The sequence below is a fragment of the Sorangiineae bacterium MSr11367 genome, from assembly GCA_037157805.1.
Classification (GTDB): domain Bacteria; phylum Myxococcota_A; class Polyangia; order Polyangiales; family Polyangiaceae; genus Pendulispora; species Pendulispora rubella.
Genome location: CP089983.1, coordinates 12,023,964 through 12,040,408, shown reverse-complemented (window position 1 = coordinate 12,040,408; position 16,445 = coordinate 12,023,964). Strand labels below are relative to the sequence as shown.

Annotated in this window: 12 protein-coding genes and 1 tRNA gene; 6 read left to right on the top strand and 7 right to left on the bottom strand. The window is 65.6% G+C overall.

Going from position 1 to position 16,445, the window contains the following annotated elements; all coding sequences use genetic code 11:
- Positions 1–28 precede the first annotated feature (28 nt).
- Positions 29–1,558: a Tim44-like domain-containing protein gene (locus LVJ94_46670; protein WXB04375.1), complete on the bottom strand. Its 1,530-nt coding sequence runs from the start codon at positions 1,556–1,558 to the stop codon at positions 29–31.
- 29 nt (positions 1,559–1,587) lie between these two features.
- Positions 1,588–2,208 (bottom strand): hypothetical protein, encoded by a 621-nt coding sequence (locus tag LVJ94_46665; protein ID WXB04374.1) that lies wholly within the window; start codon positions 2,206–2,208, stop codon positions 1,588–1,590.
- 288 nt (positions 2,209–2,496) lie between these two features.
- Here LVJ94_46665 and LVJ94_46660 point away from each other — a divergent pair, with 288 nt between their 5' ends.
- Complete coding sequence (locus LVJ94_46660; protein WXB04373.1) at positions 2,497–3,567, top strand: hypothetical protein; 1,071 nt, start codon at positions 2,497–2,499, stop codon at positions 3,565–3,567.
- Between the two features lie 54 nt (positions 3,568–3,621).
- On the top strand, positions 3,622–4,257 hold the full coding sequence (gene gstA / locus LVJ94_46655; GenBank protein WXB04372.1) for a glutathione transferase GstA: 636 nt from the start codon (positions 3,622–3,624) through the stop codon (positions 4,255–4,257).
- Here the strand turns inward: gstA and LVJ94_46650 are convergent.
- The 3 genes from LVJ94_46650 to LVJ94_46640 form a co-directional block, all read right to left on the bottom strand.
- On the bottom strand, positions 4,254–5,624 hold the full coding sequence (locus LVJ94_46650) for a hypothetical protein (GenBank protein WXB04371.1): 1,371 nt from the start codon (positions 5,622–5,624) through the stop codon (positions 4,254–4,256). The two genes, gstA and LVJ94_46650, sit on opposite strands and share 4 nt — an antisense overlap.
- A gap of 49 nt (positions 5,625–5,673) precedes the next feature.
- Positions 5,674–6,288, bottom strand: coding sequence for a hypothetical protein (locus LVJ94_46645; GenBank protein ID WXB04370.1), 615 nt, complete (start codon positions 6,286–6,288; stop codon positions 5,674–5,676).
- Positions 6,289–6,505: 217 nt separating this feature from the next.
- Complete coding sequence (locus LVJ94_46640; GenBank protein WXB04369.1) at positions 6,506–9,100, bottom strand: protein kinase; 2,595 nt, start codon at positions 9,098–9,100, stop codon at positions 6,506–6,508.
- Between the two features lie 95 nt (positions 9,101–9,195).
- Between LVJ94_46640 and LVJ94_46635 the strand changes: the two genes are divergently transcribed.
- From LVJ94_46635 to LVJ94_46625, 3 genes are read left to right on the top strand one after another with little or no spacing between them, the layout of a single operon-like run.
- Complete coding sequence (locus LVJ94_46635; protein WXB04368.1) at positions 9,196–10,071, top strand: TrmB family transcriptional regulator; 876 nt, start codon at positions 9,196–9,198, stop codon at positions 10,069–10,071.
- A 6-nt stretch (positions 10,072–10,077) separates the two neighbouring features.
- Entirely contained in the window at positions 10,078–10,959 is an 882-nt protein-coding gene (locus LVJ94_46630) for an ATP-binding cassette domain-containing protein (protein WXB04367.1), read from the top strand.
- Entirely contained in the window at positions 10,956–14,414 is a 3,459-nt protein-coding gene (locus LVJ94_46625) for a hypothetical protein (protein ID WXB04366.1), read from the top strand. The genes LVJ94_46630 and LVJ94_46625 overlap by 4 nt, the downstream gene beginning before the upstream one ends.
- Here LVJ94_46625 and LVJ94_46620 read toward each other — a convergent pair.
- Positions 14,384–14,920 (bottom strand): YceI family protein, encoded by a 537-nt coding sequence (locus LVJ94_46620; protein WXB04365.1) that lies wholly within the window; start codon positions 14,918–14,920, stop codon positions 14,384–14,386. The genes LVJ94_46625 and LVJ94_46620 overlap by 31 nt on opposite strands.
- Positions 14,921–14,992: 72 nt before the next feature.
- Positions 14,993–15,901 carry a LysR family transcriptional regulator gene (locus LVJ94_46615; GenBank protein WXB04364.1) on the bottom strand — a complete coding sequence of 303 codons (909 nt, stop codon included), beginning with the start codon at positions 15,899–15,901 and terminating at the stop codon, positions 14,993–14,995.
- A gap of 52 nt (positions 15,902–15,953) precedes the next feature.
- On the opposite strand from LVJ94_46615, the gene LVJ94_46610 reads away from it, so the two are divergent.
- A tRNA-Leu gene (locus LVJ94_46610) sits at positions 15,954–16,035 on the top strand.
- The last annotated feature ends 410 nt before the right edge of the window (positions 16,036–16,445 follow it).

Here is a 16,445-nt window from a genome sequence, read left to right as displayed (position 1 = left end):
GCGGACTCCGTCTTACGCCGATATCGTCTTACCCGGAATACGATTCGTCCTGCTCGATGCGGGAAAGGACCCAATCGAATTCACCGGCTGTCACTTTGGCGCGGCAGAACTGGCAATTTCCGACCATGCTGATGTCGAGTGGCGCGCCACAATTCGGACATGCCGCGTCGGTGCGTGCGGGACCCTGGCGCTGGCTTCCGCGGATGAACGTCCAATATTCGCTATAGGTTCGTTCGCGGGTTCGGCTTCCCGAGAGGACCTTGCCGTCGTCGGAAATCGTGTAGTCCGCGCCTGCGGCGAAGATGCGTACCGTGATGGCGTCGTACACCGTGTCCGAGAGGACGTTGGCCAGGTCGATGCGCAGGATGCGCGCGTTGTCGTTCATGTTGCGGCACTTGGCCTGCAGGTACAAATCGATCCAATAGACCATGGACTGGAACAGATTGTCCGAGACGTACGGGCGAATGCGCGCGGCTTCGCGCCCGGACCATGCGCCCTGCAGCGCACCGAAAATGTGGGCGGCGCGGCCGGTGAAGGCGTCCCAGTTGAAGGCGGGATCGCGCTGCTCGATGGCGTGGATGCGCGGTACGGCTTGCGGATCCACCAGGGTGGGGTCGTTGGTGCCGGTTTCCTGCACATCGCCGGTGAGCAAGGGGCCGCGGCGCTCCTTGGTCATGGTGGAGAGGTAGCCGACGTTCCAATCGAAGCGGCCGCCGCCCACGTCTTGTTGGCAATAAGCACATTGGGTGCCGCGCAGGTTTTCGAGCGGAGCGCCGCAGTTGGGGCAATCGAGGGTGCGGGCCCGGGCCGGCGGGCGCGATTTCGCGCCCTGCGCGCGAGAGAGCCCCATGCGATCCGTCACGTAGAAGCGTTGCTCGCCGCCTTGCCGGTTGACCTCGACGTAGTTCACCTCGAACTCGATTTCCACGGAGACGGTGGCGCTATGGCTTCCTGAAAAGCCGGTAAGTCGCATGGCCCCGATGACGATGCCGCGCACGTCGGCGAGGGCCGCGGCGCCTGCCGCCTCGGCTTGAATGTTCTGCGCGAGTTGCGGAGAGAGGAATGCGGCGATGCTGGCCAATCGGCCCGCGCCCGAGCGCGCGCGTTGGATTTCGGCATAGAGCAGGTAGACGAAGTCCTCGAACAGGACGACGGAGAACTCGGGATCGACGGCACGAAGCGCATCCAAGGCGGAACGCGGGATCGTGGACATTACCTGGGGAGGAGGAGAGGGTGCCTCGACGCGTTGGACGCGTTGGACGCTCTGCGGGGTGGCCGCAGTTGACCATTCCTGGACTTTGTTGCCGAGCATCGCGCGGCCGACGAAAAAGACGACCACGACGAGCACCACGGGAATACCGATTCCGGGGTGGCGAAATACGAGCCATACGAGCAGTTCGACGAGGAACCCGCCATCGCCACCGCCGCTGCCACTCCCACCACCAGACGACGACCGGCTGCGGCTTCCTCCGGAATACGATTGTCCCCCGCCGGGCCGAGCGAACGCCACGGCAACGACGCAGACGAGGCAGAGGACCGCCAGAGCGAATCCACTCATTAATAGAATGCTGCGGCGCGTGCGCGGCGTCATTGGACCTCGTCGGGGAGTTCGTTGACGTCGTCTTCGCGGCGCGGCATCGCCGTGCCCAAGATCGGGCCCAATTGCTCGAGGGCTATGAGAAACGCGTTGAAATCCATTTGGTAGGTGGCCCGTTGGAGGCGGTCGCACGCAAGCCTGTACTCTGCACCCAGTTGATCCGCCTGGATCCCAATGTCGGGGACGATGACGCAGGTGCGCTCGAACGCGGACACGAAGACGAGTATTCCGTTGCGTCCGCTCGTGTTGGAAATGCCTAATTCGTAAAAGGCTGCGCGGCCTGCGCGCAGGACGTTGTCCGCCAGGGTGTTCTTTCGAACCAGCCAACGGCGAACGGCGCTCACCTTCGCGGACAAAAGCGCACCGAGGGCAAAGGCGCAGACACCTTCCAACGCGATCGTCCCAAACGTGAAAACCGTAGGAGAGACGAGCATGTAGGCCACGAGAACGCCCATGATGGCGAATCCCGCGTGGTAGTCGGCCGCTCGGTAATGCCCCGAGGCACGCCGCGCTGCGACGACGATCTCCGCCGACGTCCAGGCCTCGACGGCTTTGACCGCGGCCGACGTTCGGGCCTTCGCGTCGTCTGAAAAGAACGAAGCAAGCGTCATGTGGTGAACTCTACTCTCTGCTCTTCTTTGACCTGAAACCAAAAAGCGATGATGAAATCACTTGCAAGATTTGATAAAAAAGTCGGATCGACTGGGCGATTTTTGTTCGCGCGCGCTATTCTAAGGGGGGTGGGTGATTCACAAGGAAGGTCCCGACACACAGTCGCACGTGCGTGTGCAACGAATCGCACGTTCATGGTGCCGCGTGTGTCTTGATGGGGGGTTCGGGGCTTGCAGGACCTCTCGTTGCCGAAGTGCTGCAGTCCGCTCGAGGGCGAAGTAATGAGCATGGCGAAGAAGAAGGAAGAAGGACTCGACACGCCTCGACCTCCCTCGGCAAAGGATGCTTCCGGCCGTGGGGTCGCGCCTCCGTTTCCCGACGGGGCTCGGTACCGTGAGTCCACGCCAAGTGGTGTGCAGATCTCCGCGGGAGTCGCGGCGAACGTGACGGCACGCCCATTGGCCGCGCCGCGGCGTTCGGGCGTTGCGGAATCCGAAGCGTCGTCCAAGTCCGGTATCACGAGGGCGGAAACATTGGCGAAACAGGAGGCCGCTGCAGGAGCGCCGTCGTCGGGTGGTTCCGCCAAACGAGCCTCGCGCAACATGCCGCCGGAGCGTCCGGAGCTTTCGGCGAGCGACGTCGAATGGTGGGCCGAGTCGTCGCTGAACTCGACGTTGAACAAGGCCGGCTCCGCAGACGTGCCCCCGGCTTGGGTCGAAACCTCGCAGATCGTCGCCATCGAAGATGCCGCGTCGATCGACGATCCGAACGATCCGAATTACGGCGACCGCATCACGCCCATATTCATGGAATCCATCACCCCGGTCTTTCCCGAGTCGAAAGTCCGCGAGGTAATGGCCCTTGCCGACCAGGTCGAGAAGGCCAGGGCGAGCGCGGCCAAGACGGCGCCGCCTCCCGCCACCCCGCGCGTGATGCCGCCACCGGTTCAAGAGCACGCTCGTCCAACCGTGCCCGCGGTCACGACGCACGCCGTGAAGTTCGCGGTCGAGGGTCCGGTTTGGGACGTGCCCGTGGTCGATGGGCCGAGGTCGTCTCCCTCGCCTTCGCATGCGCGTCCGGTCGCGCCGCCGCTGCCGCCTGCGCGCGCGGCGGCGCCGGTTGTGGTTCCCGCGGTCGTTCCGCCTCGGCCTCCCATGGCGGCGCCGGTTCCGTTCGCACCGTCGGCTGGCGCGCGAAAACTGCCATCGTTGCCCGGCGTTTTCGAGGACGAGGGCGCGGAAGACGAGCTCCATGCGGTGTCGCTCGCTTCGGCCGGCGCCCACGTGGGGATGGCCATTTGGGTCGCTATCGGCCTCATCCTCATCATGGTCGCGGCCACGATGGCGACCGTCGGGTAGCTTCTTTTTAGGAAGCTGCTTGACGAAAGAGAGGCCGCTCCCAAATTAGCGGTCATGAAACTCTACGTGTCTCCGGGTGCCTGTTCGCTTTCTCCGCACATCGTGTTTCGTGAGGCCGGCCTGAACGTCGAGGTTGAGGACGTGAGCCTCGCCAGCAAGAAGACGAAGTCGGGCGACGATTTCAAAGCCATCAATCCGAAGGGCAAGGTTCCGACCCTTCGCCTCGACGACGGGAGAGTCCTCACCGAGGGCGCGGCCATCGTTCAGTACCTCGCCGATCTCGCGCCGGCTTCGAACCTCGCCCCCAAGGCGGGCACGTTCGAGCGCGTGCGCGTTCAGGAGTGGCTCAATTACGTAGCCTCCGAGGTCCACAAAGGCTTTTCGCCGCTCTTCTATCCGACGACGCCCGAGCAAACGAAGCAGACGACCATCGCGAACCTCTCGCGTGCGTTCGACTTCCTCAGCACCTCGCTCGCCGAAGGGCCGTTCCTCCTCGGCTCCACGTTCACCGTGGCCGATGCGTACCTGTACACGATCCTTCTCTGGACGAAGCATTTCGGTGGCGATCTCGATTTGGCCAAATGGCCGGTGCTGCAAGGGTACGTCGCGCGCATCACCGAGCGCCCGGCCGTGCGCGCCACGCTCGACTTCGAGGCGGAGCTCAAGAAAGCCGGCGCCGCGAAGAGCTAGTGCGGGCACTCGACGGCGTGTGCCGTGATTTCGCCGCCATCCAACGTGATGGCGAGCACACGGCCCGCCGCCGGGTCGAGGTTGAGGAGCTTGACCGCCGCCGCCTTTCCGCTGCCCGGTACATCGAGCACGGGGGTGCGCGGCTTCAACGCCGCGTCGAGGACCACGAGCTTGACGCTCTTGGCATCTCCGCCGCCCCCCTTGGCTTCGACGAAGGCGAGCACCGAATCGGCGCCGCTCCGCACGAGGCTCAGCGAACTGCGTTCCCCCGCGCCGGCTTTGTCCGTCTCGACGTTGACGACGGCCGGCTTGGGCGACGTGGCCTCGATGGGGAAGGTCACGCCGTAGAGATCCGGCTTTCCCGCGATGGGAGCGAGGACCGTCACCGAGCGATCCGCCGCGGCCACCGCGGGCATGCCCGAGGCCGCGTTGAACCAGGACAGCGAGAGCTCCGATGCCGCGTCCGACTCCTCGCCGCGGCGGGTGAGGGCGAGGTTGCCATTGAAGCGCCCCGCGAACACGTAGCCCGCGTCCCCTTCGTGCACGCTCGCCGGAAGGTCGAAATTGTACCGTTCGAGCGTCGGATCGGGGACGTTGCGTGAGCCCAACGTGGTCTCGTGGACGGTGCCGTCGCTTCCCACGAGGTGAAAGGCCCAGCGGCTCGCGCGCTTGCTGCCGTCGGCCCCGGTCGAACCCCACGACGAAAGGGCCCACACGTTCTTCCCGTCGGTGAAGCTGCGGCAGTTGCGAATGAGGGACGAGCTGACGCCCGCCAACGCCGGATCGGCGGTGGACGAGCCGATGATCCGGTCCGCATCGGCGAATCCGCAACGGATACGTTTCGATTTGTCCTGCGCGGTGACCGAGGCGTCGACCAAGACGCGCATCTTCAATTCGGTGGCGGCAAAGGGCGTGACCCGGTGAAGGGATAACGTGCTCCCCTTTTCGATCGGACCGAGATCTTTCGTGACGGTGCTCGCGTCGACATCCACGGCGGTGGCGGTTTGGGCGCCCAGATCGACGACCGACGCGCGGGGTGAGGAGCCCACGGCATAGCCGACCACGATGCGCCCATCCGACAGGCGTGCGGGGGTGGCGCCCGTGTCCGAGCGGGCGCCTTTGGCGATGGAAATGCTGGGCCCGACGACGGAGCAGCCAACGGGACCAGCCGGGGAGGCGGACGGCGCCGCCGGCGCGGCGGAAACCGCGGGGGCTGGCGCCGGGGCCGCCGTCACCGTGTTGGACGACGCGGCGTGCGTGTCCGGCGCGGGGGTCGATTTGGACGGGCAGCCGGTGAGGATGCCAAAGCCCAATAAGGAAAGGGCAAAGAACGATGTGCGTGAGGCATCGAGCGGATGGGCGAACATGGTAGGGACCTCTCCTCCCTGTTCGGCCAAGCCCGCGGCCAGGTTGCGTTCAGGCCGTGTCGCCGAGAAGCGCGCGCGCTTCGGCGCGGAATTCCTCGTCGGTTGCGGTGATGGCCCGCAGCGAATCGAGGAGGACCCGCCGAAACTCGCGTCGCGCGAAGCCGAGGCGATTCGTGATCTCGGTGATGGATACCGCAAATTCCGTCGCCAGCTCGGCGTATGAGGGCGCGCCTGCCGGGTGCAGGTAGAAGCGCTCGAAGATGCGATAATGAAGGTTCTTGCCCTTGCTGGAACATTCGGTCTCCAGCTTCTCCACGGCCAAGCCAAGCAGGTGCCGCATCCACTCGCCGTCGAAGAAGACGTCGAACGGATCGTTCACTTCGGTGGCAAAGGTCAATTCTTCCTCGGCGCGCGCGAAGTCGACGGATAGCGGCGGCGTGTTGCCTCCGCGTTTCAAAGCATTGGCGATGCGCCCTCGGTCCACCACGAACCGATCGAGGCACACGCGCACGAACGTGCGAAAGCGACCCTTGTTGGGGTCGTACGTCGCAAATAGATCTCGCTCAACTACCTTGAGAAAGAAATCTTGCGTGATGTCTTGCGTCTCCTCCGGGCTGAATCGCCAGCGAAGTCGCAAGTATTTGTATACGGGCTTCCAATACACGAGGCAGATTTGCTCGTTGCTTCGTGTGCGTCTTTGGCCGTCGTGACTGCGGACGCCCAAAACGATCGATGCGCAGGTCGTCGGGAATCGATCGCCCTGTCCAAGTTGATTATCGGTCGGCATTCGTACCCGCATCGACCATAAGTCCTTTGCGGAGAGAGCACCATTGGATCACGGTGCGCCCGGTCGCCGTAAACGAATCGTTTACAGCTTGTTTTCAGCCGCGGCGATCGATGGCACAACCGAGGTCGCGGCTGCGTGCGCGGGCGGCCGCGGCCGTCGAGGATTCCGGTTTGGAATCGCCCCAATGGCGGAGGACGGTGCTGTAGGCATCGCAGGCACCGGCGATGTCGCCGGTGCGCTCTTTGGCCTCACCGAGCCATTGATGTGCGCGGATTTGCGCAAACGGAGCTTCGAGCATGCGACACGTTCTCGTTGCCGGTTCCAAGAGTGACATGGCCTCGTTGGCCTCGCCTGCGCGAAGTGCGATATGTCCCTCGCTCAGGCCCACGGGTGAGGCCATGCCCCATCCACCGGGCAAGCCGGCGTCGCTCGGCGGCGGGCGATTCCGCCAGGCTTCTTCCGCGATGCCGGGCCGATCGGCCACCGGTTCGAAGCGGTAGGCCCACGCATCGCGGGCGCCCATGATTTTCCGCGCGCGCTTGTCCCAGGCCTCCGTCGAGGGCTCCCAGGGATCGGCGGCCTCGCCGGCGCGGAAGAGCGCGGCGAGCATCGAGGGCTCGTGGCCAAAGCCCATGTCTTGATTTTCCGACCGCGTATCCAGATCGGCACCGGTCCAGGCATCTTTCAAATGGAGGAACGTTTGCGCCGTGGTTGCGGCCTGGGCTTGGCGCCCGGTTTCCGCATAGAGCTCGACCAAGGTTTCGGCGGCGCGCTGGTGCGGGGCCAGGGACGGATCCGAGGCCACCTCGCGGGCCAGCTCGGTGGCGAAGTTCTCCGCGTCGTCGAAGCGGCCGTACGACACGGAGAGGCGCGCGAGATCGTGAAGGCGCGCGGCCTTGCGCGAGGCCTCGGGCAGGAGCATCCAGTAATCGCGGAGCGCCGCGTGCACGTCGTCCTCGGGCGCGCCGGCTGCGGCGAGCGCATAGGCGAGCTGCCGGTGCGCGCGGCGGCTGGTGAGAACCTTGGAAATCGCATGGCGTGCTTCGTCGGCGGCCTCGGTGCATTCTCCGGCGCTGGAGAGCAGGCTGCTGCGATCGGCGATGCAATCGGCCGAGCCGGGCGACAGCTCGAGGCACTTGTCCAAGGCCACGCGCGCTTCGTCGACGCGGCGAAGCCGCCACGCGGCCGCGCTTTGCACCTGCCAGGCATTGGCGCTTTTCGGATCGATGGCACTGGCCTGGCGCGCGAGCGCGAGCCCCCGCTCGACGGAGATCGCATCGCTCCCGGAATGCACGCGGACCGCGGCCGCCAAGGCGAGAAGCTCGGCGTCGTGCGGAAACTGGCGCACACCCTCGTCCAGCGCGCGCACGGCGGCCTCGCGATCCGGCGGCTCGGACACGACGATGGATGTCCACGCATCGAGCACGAGCGCTTCGCGTTCGCTCAAGGCCTCGCGAAGGCGCTGCGCGCGCTGCACTTGCTCACGTTCCTCGACGATGGGGTAATACGCCTCGCCGGTGACCACGAGGTAAAGGCGCGCCGGGGCGCACGAGGGATCGGCCGCCACGGCCTTTTCGAACGCGTCGTGCGCCGGACCCCAATTGGCGTCGCGCATGGACGAGAGGCCTTCAGCGACGAGCTCGTGCGCGCCACGCGTGCACGCCGACGGCGTGGCCACGCGCCGTGCCGCCGTGGGGGCGGGCGGTTTTCGCAGAAGGCCGAGGCCGTGGACGAGCACCATGACGACCAGCAGCGCCATGAGCGAGCGCGTTGGATCGCGGCGCTTGGGCGCGCGGGGGCGCGGCGCCGGCACGGGCGCCTCCAACGCGGCCAAGAGATCGCGCATCGAGGCGAATCGCTCCGCCGGGCGCATGGACAGCGCGCGGTCGAGTACGGCGGCGATGTGCGGCGGCACGGCGTCACCCAGGGGCTTCGGTGCGCCGTAATCGGTGTCTTGGTCGCCCGGCACCTTCTTCCAGGGCATCTCGCCGGAAAAGGCCTCGTAGGCCGTCACCGCCCAAGCGAATTGATCGGCGCGCGCGTCGATCCATTCGCCGCGATTCTGCTCCGGCGGCATGTAGCCCGGCGTGCCCACGATCCACGTGCTCGTCTCGTCTTCGCCGTAACGCGCAATGCCGAAGTCGAGCACTTTGACCTCGCCCTGGCGCGTGATCATCACGTTTTCCGGCTTGATGTCGCGGTGGATCAACCCGCGCGCATGAGCGGCCTCGAGCACCTGGGCGACGTGCTTCATCCAGCGCAAACGCACCTCGAAGGGCGCCAGGTTCTTGCGCACGGAAGCCGCCAGCGAGTCGCCGGGCACGTACTCCATGGCCATGAAGGCGATCCCATCGTGTTCGCCCACGTCGTGGATGGTCACCACGTTCCAGTGCGTGAGGGCGGCGGCCGCGCGGGCCTCGCGCAAGATGCGCGTTCGCGGGTTCGACTCGAGGCTCCACCCGGTGTCGGTGTGCAAAATCTTCAGCGCGATCTGCCGTTCGAGGTGCATGTCGAAGGCGCGGAACAACAGCCCCATGCCGCCCTTGCCCAGGCAACCCTGGATGACGTAGCGGTCTGCGAACACCGTACCGGGCTCGAGCGATTCGTCGTGTGCGGCCGCCCGCAAACGGAGAACGGCATCCTCGCGCAATATGGGCACTTCCCTTCGTGTCGTGCGCTCCGGCGCCATGTCTCTCTGCCCTTAAGTGTTCGCACCGGGCCGTTCCGATCACGAAATGCACCAAAGGTGGACGTATTAGTAGCTCATGCTACTAACACGATGCGATGACGCGGGATCTCTGCATCGAGGCGCTGGTCGACTTGGGTTTCACTGCATTGGAGGCGGAGGTGTACGTCACCTTGGTGGAGCACTCGCCGGCGACGGCCTACAAGGTGGCCCAGGAGGTCGGAAAGGCCGCAGCCAACGTCTACAAGGCCGTCGAGTCGCTTCAACGCAAAGGCGCCATCCTGGTGGAGGAGAGCTCGGGGCGGCTTTGCCGTGCGGTGCCGCCGGCGGAGTTGATCGGGCAACTGCAGCACCAGTTCGCCCAGGCGCGCACGCGGGCCGAGCAGGCGCTGGCCAAGCTTCGAGGCCCGGCGCCGGACGAGCGCGTGTACCAACTCGCCGCGCGCGATCAGGTGCTTGCGCGCGCACGGGCGATGCTCGAGCGCGGGAAGAAGGTGCTGCTCTGCGACTTGTTTCCCGAGTCGGTCGAGGCCCTGCGGCCCGATTTGGAGCGGGCCGCCCGGCGCGGGGTCACGGTGTGCGTGCAGACCTATGCGCCGGCAACGTTCCCCGCGGGCATTCACGTCTTCGAGAACCCCGAGGGCGTGCGCCAGCTCGAAGCCTGGCCGGGCGGACAATGGCTCAACGTGGTGGCCGATGCGCGCGAGTACCTGTTCGCGTTGCTCCGCACGGGCGGCGATGGGCTGCACCAAGCCGTGTGGAGCGAGAGCCCGTGCCTCGCCGTCGTGCACCATAGCGGCATCAAAGCCGAGATGACCGTGGTGGCCTTTCAGCGCCTTATCGAGGCCAAGGCCGATGCGGCGGCGTTCGCCGAAGCGTTCACGCGGACGCAGCAACTCTTGGGGGCGGCGGATCTACCGGGCTACGCCGCGCTCCGTCAACGTTTGGGTCCGGGCTTGGATTCGGGAGGCTAACGGAACATGTTGCGCATCGAATCGCTGACCAAGATTCACCCCGGCGGCGTGGCCGCGCTCACCGACGTGTCGCTCGAGATCGGGCGGGGCATGTTCGGTCTTCTCGGCCCCAACGGCGCGGGCAAGTCCACCTTGATGAAGATCCTCACCGGCTTGCTCGCGCCCAGCGCCGGCTCCGTGCACCTGGACGACGTGGACATCGTGGCGCGGCCGGAGTTCGTGCGCGAGAAACTCGGGTACCTACCGCAGGAATTCGGGCTCTATCCGCACCTCACCGGGCGGCAGATGCTTCAATTCTTCCTCGACCTGAAAGGCATTGCCGGCGCCGGCGTCGCCGATGCGCTGCTCGCCGAGGTGAACTTGTTGGCGGTGGCCGATCGCAAGGTGGGCACGTACTCCGGGGGCATGCGGCAGCGCCTCGGGCTTGCGCAGGCCATGGCGGGCGAGCCTCGTTTGGTCGTGGTCGACGAGCCGACGGCCGGACTCGACCCGCAAGAGCGGCAGCGCGTGTATCGGCTTTTGTCCGAGCTGGGAAAGAAGAGCACCGTCCTTCTCTCGACGCACCTCGTGGAGGACGTGGCCGTCCTCTGCCCGCGCTTTGCGGTGCTGCGGCAAGGGCGCGTGGTGCGTGTCACCAGCCCGGGCGAGGCACGGCGTGCGCTCGCGGGGTGCATCTTCGAAGGGCGCATGCACGAGGAGGAGCTGGAGAACGCAGGGGATCGCTTCACGGTGACGCAGGCGTTCCTCGTCGAGGGTGCGATGCACGTGCGCTTGTTCACGCATGCCGGCGAGGCGCCGGAGCCGCGCTTTCAATCGGTGCCGCCGACCCTCGAGGATGCCTTCGTGCTGATGATGAACGACACGACCGACGTCACGAGGGCCGCGTGAGCCCCAGCGTCCGCCGGATGGGTATCTTGATGCGCGCAGACTTCGCCGAGTACCGGCGCCGCCCGCTGTTTTGGATTTGGGGCGCGGTGCTCCTGGTCATCTCCTGGCTTTATGGGCGCGGGGCACTGGCCATCAGTGCGGGTGATGGCTCTGCGGGGGTGACCAAAGCCTGGGTGACGTCGGAGTTCGCCACCGCGCACTTCTTCGGCATCGGCACCTTGCTGGCCCACGGGTTTTTCGTGGCGATTGCCTGCGGAATGCCGCTGGTGCGCGAAGAACGGGCGCGCATCGGGGACATGCTGGCCACGACGCCGCTCCGCCGCCACGAGCACGTCTGGGCCAAATACGGTGCGGCCGTCCTCGCGTGTTTGCTCCTGTTGGCCTTGCACACCGTGCTCGTGATGGCCTGCAATCACCTTGGGCCCGCGCCGGCTTCGGGCATTCGCGGTCCCTTTTCGGTGAGCCAATACGCCATTCCTATTTCGGTATTGGCCCTGCCCACCGTCGTGTTCCTCTCTGGTGTGGCCTTCGCGCTGGGGTCGTGGTCGGGGCGAGCCCTCGCCGTGTTCGTGCTTCCGGTGGCGCTGCTGTTGCTTTGCAATTTCGTGCTCTGGGAGTGGTACCCGTCGAATCTCGGCCCCGGCGTGCGCGCGTGGCTGATGGTGCTCGACCCCACCGGGTTTCGCTGGCTGGAGCAGACGTACCTCGACGTGGACCGCGGGGCGGCGTTTTACAATGGAGCGCGGGTGGTGTGGGGCGCGGATTTTCTCGCCTCGCGCATGGCGTGGAGCGCTCTGGGCCTCGCCGCGGTGGCGTGGGTGGCACGGCGGCCCCGCGCCCCGCGGCGCGAGAAAGCACGCACCGAGGAGACGGCCGCCGTGGCGCCGTCCAAGATGGCGCTGCGGGAAATGCGGCAGGTGCGTCGTCCCGTGGCCTGGATGCTCGGGCGTCTCGTTCGGACGGAGCTTTCTGCGCTGGTTCGGCAGGCGGGGCTTTACCTGTTCGTGCCGGTCATCTTGATAGCCATCGTGCCGGGCGTGCTCGATGCCACGGGGCCGTTCGAGAGCAACCTGCTGCCCACGCCCGGGATGCTCGCACGCAAATGCGGCCCGGGTTTGCTCCTGGGCACCGCGGCGATGCTCTTCTTCTACACGGTGGAATCGATGGGCCGCGACGCGCGCACGCGCATCGCGGACATCGTGAGCACCACGCCGGTCTCCGCGGGCACGCGCATGCTGGGCGCGGTGCTGGCCAACCTCGTGCTGGGGGCGTTGATCCTGGCGGTGGCCTGGCTGGTCTGCCTGTTGGTGCTCGTGGTGCGCGGCGCACCCTCGCTGGCGATGGGGCCGTTCGTGCTGTCGTGGTTCGTCTTGGGCATGCCCACGCTCGCCTTCTTCTGTGCTTTCGCCACCATGGTGTACGGCCGCACGCGCAGCCGATCGATCACCTACGTTGCGGGCGTTCTCTTGCTCGCCGCCACCGCGTGGCTCGGTGTCAAAGGCTACATGACCTGGACGACGAATTGGCTACTTTGGAAAAGCGTTCCCTGGAGCGATATCAGCGTTCTGGAATGGGACCGCACGGTGCTGATTCTCAATCGGCTTTTCGTCGTGTCTCTGACCCTTCTGTTCTTGCGCGTGGCGGTGGGGTTGCGTGGCCGCTTTTACCTTGCACCGTATTGGGCGCCGGCGCTCGGGCTTGGCCTGGCCGTGTGGGCGTGCGTGGCGTCGGGCTACCAAGGTGATGCCACCAAGCGGGCCGACAAGGACTATTGGAAGCAAAACGTCGCCACGTACCGCGACGTGCCGCTTCCCGATATGACCTTCGTGGACCTCGACATCGAGCTTACGCCTGCCACGAGCTCGATGCGCGTGCGCGGAACGTACGAGCTGGAGAATCACACGGAGGCGCCGATCCGGCGCATTCCGCTGACCACGGCGTGGCACATGCACGATCTGGAGTTCACCTTGAACGGGGCGCCCTACGCGCCGGAGAATCGCTCGAACCTGCGCATTTTTACGCCGGATGCCCCGCTGATGCCGCAGGCAACGGCGAAAATCGGCTTTTCGTACACGGCGCGCGTGCCCGATGGGGCGAGTGCCAACGGCGGGCGCGTGCACCAATTCATCTTGCCCTCGAGCGTGGTGCTCTCCAACCTGGACGCCACCTTCGTTCCGGCGCTCGGATTCCGCGATGACATCGGCATCACCGACGACAACCGCGCCGAGGCGCGCGTCTACGAACCGGACTTCTACGCGGGGACGACGAAAGCGGCCATGCCCGGAGCCAATCGACCCTTTCGAACGCGCATCCGCGTGACCACGCCTGAGGACTTCATGGCCAATTCGGTGGGAACGAAAACGGCCGAATCGACCGCGGGCGGAAAGCGAATGGCGATTTGGGAAAGCGACGAACCCCTTTACTACTTCAATATCGTGGGGGGCCGCTGGAAGGTGGAACATGCGGGCGATACCGAAGTGTATTATTCGCCCGAACATGCCACGAACGTCGCGGAGGTGGCGCTGGCCCTGCAGAGTGCGAAGAAATATTACTCGGAGTGGTTTTACCCGTATCCGTGGCAAAGCTTGAAGCTCAGCGAATTTGCCGGGCTCGATGGGTACGCGGAAGGCTTCTCCACGAACATCTCGTTTTCGGAGAGCATCGGTTTTCTCGCCGAGCCGGGCGGGCGCGATCCTTTGCCGTTTTGGATCACGGCGCACGAGGTAGCGCACCAATGGTGGCCGGGGTTGGTCATGTTCGGCGATGGACCGGGCGCCAATGTGCTGGCCGAAGGCCTTTCGCACTTCAGCGCGATGCTGTTGCTCGAGGCGGTCAAGGGCAAGGAGGCGCGCATCGCCTTCGCCGATCGCATCGAGCGCCACTACGCGCGCACGCGCCGCGCCGATTCGGAGCAGCCGCTGGTGCGCTCCGACACGGTGGAGGGGCGGCAGGGACTCGCGGCGGTGTGGTACGCGCGCGGCGGTTGGGCCTTTTGGATGCTCATGAACACGACGGGGCGCGAGGAGTTCCTTCGCGGGCTGCATGCCTTCGTGGCGAAGTACCGCGGCCACGCCGACCATCCGGCGCTTCACGATCTTTTCGAGACGATGCGCCCGTTTGCCAAGGACGCCGGCGCGTTCGACGCCTTCGTGGCCGAGTGGTTCGAAGCGGTCACCCTACCGCGCTTTCGCGTGGCCTCGGTGCAATGCAAGGGTGCGGGGGCGCGCTGGCGCGTGCATGGCACCCTCGAAAATGTGGGTACGGGTCGGGTGCTGGTCGACGTGGCGGTGACCTCGGCCCAAGGAAGCGCACGGGTGCAGGTGCATGCCACCCCCGATGCACCTGCCGAGTTCGAGATCGACACGGACTTCCCGCCGGAGCGGATCGTCGTCGATCCCGATCGGATGGTGCTGCAGTTGGAACGTCAGGCCGCTGCCGCTGCCTGCACGACTTGAACCTCGGCCTCGATCTCGACCTTGTCGCTGACCAACACGCCGCCGGCCTCGAGCGCCTGGTTCCATTTCAAGCCAAAATCGCTGCGCAAAATGGTCGTCTTGGCGTTGAAGCCGAGACGGTCGTTGCCCCACGGATCTTTGCCCTGGCCGGTCTGCTCCACCTCCAAGGTCACTTCGTTGGTCACGCCGTGGATGGTGAGATCGCCGGCGAGCTTGTAGCGGCCCTTGCCGCTCGACTCGATGCGCTTGCTGGCAAAGGTGATCTTGGCGAACTTCTCGGTATCGAGGAAGTCGCCGGAGCGAAGGTGACCGTCGCGCTGGGCTTCGTGCGTGTCGATGCTGGCAGCGTCGATCTCGACCTGGACCTTCGAGGCTGCCGGACTCCCTGCATCGTACGTGAGCGTCGCACTCCAGGTTCTGAATTGGCCCCGCACCTTGGCGAACATCATGTGACGGACGGTGAATGCAATTTCCGAGTGGGTCGTATCAATCGAGTACGTGGCCATGGGAAGAGACCTCCTGCGCCAGAGGTTAGGGGCCGGTTTCCATCGATGTAACCGACGAAAAATCGATACGTATCATCTGTTTCGTCGATGCTCCTGGATCAGGCTTGCGAGCCGATCCAGGACCCAGCGGTGTGCCGGTCCGAACATGGATCCCGGCCGATACACCGCATGAAAGGTGACGCGGAGATCGATGCCGACCCACGCCTGGGGGCGGATGCGCACGAGCTTTCGGGAACGAAGGTCGTTGCGCACCAGATGTTCGGGCATGTTGCCCCACCCCAAGTTGGCGCGCAAAAGGGCGTGCTTGGTGTGCAAATCGGCGACGCGCCAGGTGCGCGGCGAGAGGACGGCCTGATCCGCGATGCCGGCGTCGCGTCGCTCGGAGAGGACGACTTGCACGGCGTCCGCCAAGCGCGCCGCGGGAATCGGTCCGCGGAGGGAAGCAAGCGGATGTTTCGGTCCGGTGACCGGGATCATCTCGATGCGGCCGAGAAAGGTGCGTTCCAGATCGCCGGCGACGGCGGGCGGTGCGACGACGCCGATGGTCGCGGCGCCGGAGACGACCCGCTCGGTGACGGCCGAGAGCACCTGGATGTCGACCCGCAGGTCGACGGAGGGGAATTCCTTGGCGAACCCCTCGCAAAGCGAGACAAGGGCACTCAGGGGAAAGAGGGCATCGACGCAGAGCGAGACCTGCGCTTCGAGGCCCATGACCATGTCGCTTGTGAGCCGTTTGAGCGAATCGACCTCGAGCAGCACCCTGCGGGCTGCGGCCAGCACGGCGTGCCCCTGCTCGGTGAGCCGCGCCACCTTCGTGGAGCGATCCCAGAGGGGGACGCCGAGCTGGTTTTCCAGATTGCTCATGGCGGTGCTCACGGCCGACTGCACCCGCCGCAGTTTGCGCGCAGCTGCGGAAAAGCTGCCTTCCTCCACGACGGTCACGAGCGCACGGAGCTGGTCGAGCGTGATGGGGTCGAACATGGGGCGCTCTAGTTTCGCCGACGAAGGCCCGCTATAGTAGGCCGTCAACCGAGCACGGGTGGCGAAACTGGCAGACGCACCGGATTTAGGTTCCGGCGCCGCAAGGCGTAGGGGTTCGACTCCCCTCCCGTGCACCCCGGTGGTTAGGGCTCGCCGTAACGGCGGTTCCCAACTGCTTTGCCCACCGTCGCCGTGACTGTACTGCGCTCGCTGGGGCTCGCTTCGTACAGTAACGGTCGACCGCTTCGCGTGGACGGCCGCGCCGATCCTTTGGTCGCGTAAACCCGGCATGCCTCGGGCAGGAACGGATACTGCGACGTTGCATGAGCAACATCGGGCGTTGCAGCGCTATTCCACTCCGCTCGTTCCGCGCAGGCCCCAACTGAATACCGAATCACCCACCGCCTCTGCGATTCAATCCTCGTTGCGGAATTGAGATGCCCTGCCTGTCGGATTGTGTCTGCAGCAGACGATTCAATCGAGATGTACACCTACATTCGTGACCAGCCGAATGCGGAATATCTGCAGGTAGGGAGCCCGCTGC

Bases quoted from the DNA above. Each gene is read 5' to 3' on its own strand.
- LVJ94_46670 (WXB04375.1), bottom strand. From the start codon at position 1,558: ATGAGTGGATTCGCTCTGGCGGTCCTCTGCCTCGTCTGCGTCGTTGCC.
- LVJ94_46665 (WXB04374.1), bottom strand. From the start codon at position 2,208: ATGACGCTTGCTTCGTTCTTTTCAGACGACGCGAAGGCCCGAACGTCG.
- LVJ94_46660 (WXB04373.1), top strand. From the start codon at position 2,497: ATGGCGAAGAAGAAGGAAGAAGGACTCGACACGCCTCGACCTCCCTCG.
- gstA (WXB04372.1), top strand. From the start codon at position 3,622: ATGAAACTCTACGTGTCTCCGGGTGCCTGTTCGCTTTCTCCGCACATC.
- LVJ94_46650 (WXB04371.1), bottom strand. From the start codon at position 5,624: ATGTTCGCCCATCCGCTCGATGCCTCACGCACATCGTTCTTTGCCCTT.
- LVJ94_46640 (WXB04369.1), bottom strand. From the start codon at position 9,100: ATGGCGCCGGAGCGCACGACACGAAGGGAAGTGCCCATATTGCGCGAG.
- LVJ94_46635 (WXB04368.1), top strand. From the start codon at position 9,196: ATGACGCGGGATCTCTGCATCGAGGCGCTGGTCGACTTGGGTTTCACT.
- LVJ94_46630 (WXB04367.1), top strand. From the start codon at position 10,078: ATGTTGCGCATCGAATCGCTGACCAAGATTCACCCCGGCGGCGTGGCC.
- LVJ94_46620 (WXB04365.1), bottom strand. From the start codon at position 14,920: ATGGCCACGTACTCGATTGATACGACCCACTCGGAAATTGCATTCACC.
- LVJ94_46615 (WXB04364.1), bottom strand. From the start codon at position 15,901: ATGTTCGACCCCATCACGCTCGACCAGCTCCGTGCGCTCGTGACCGTC.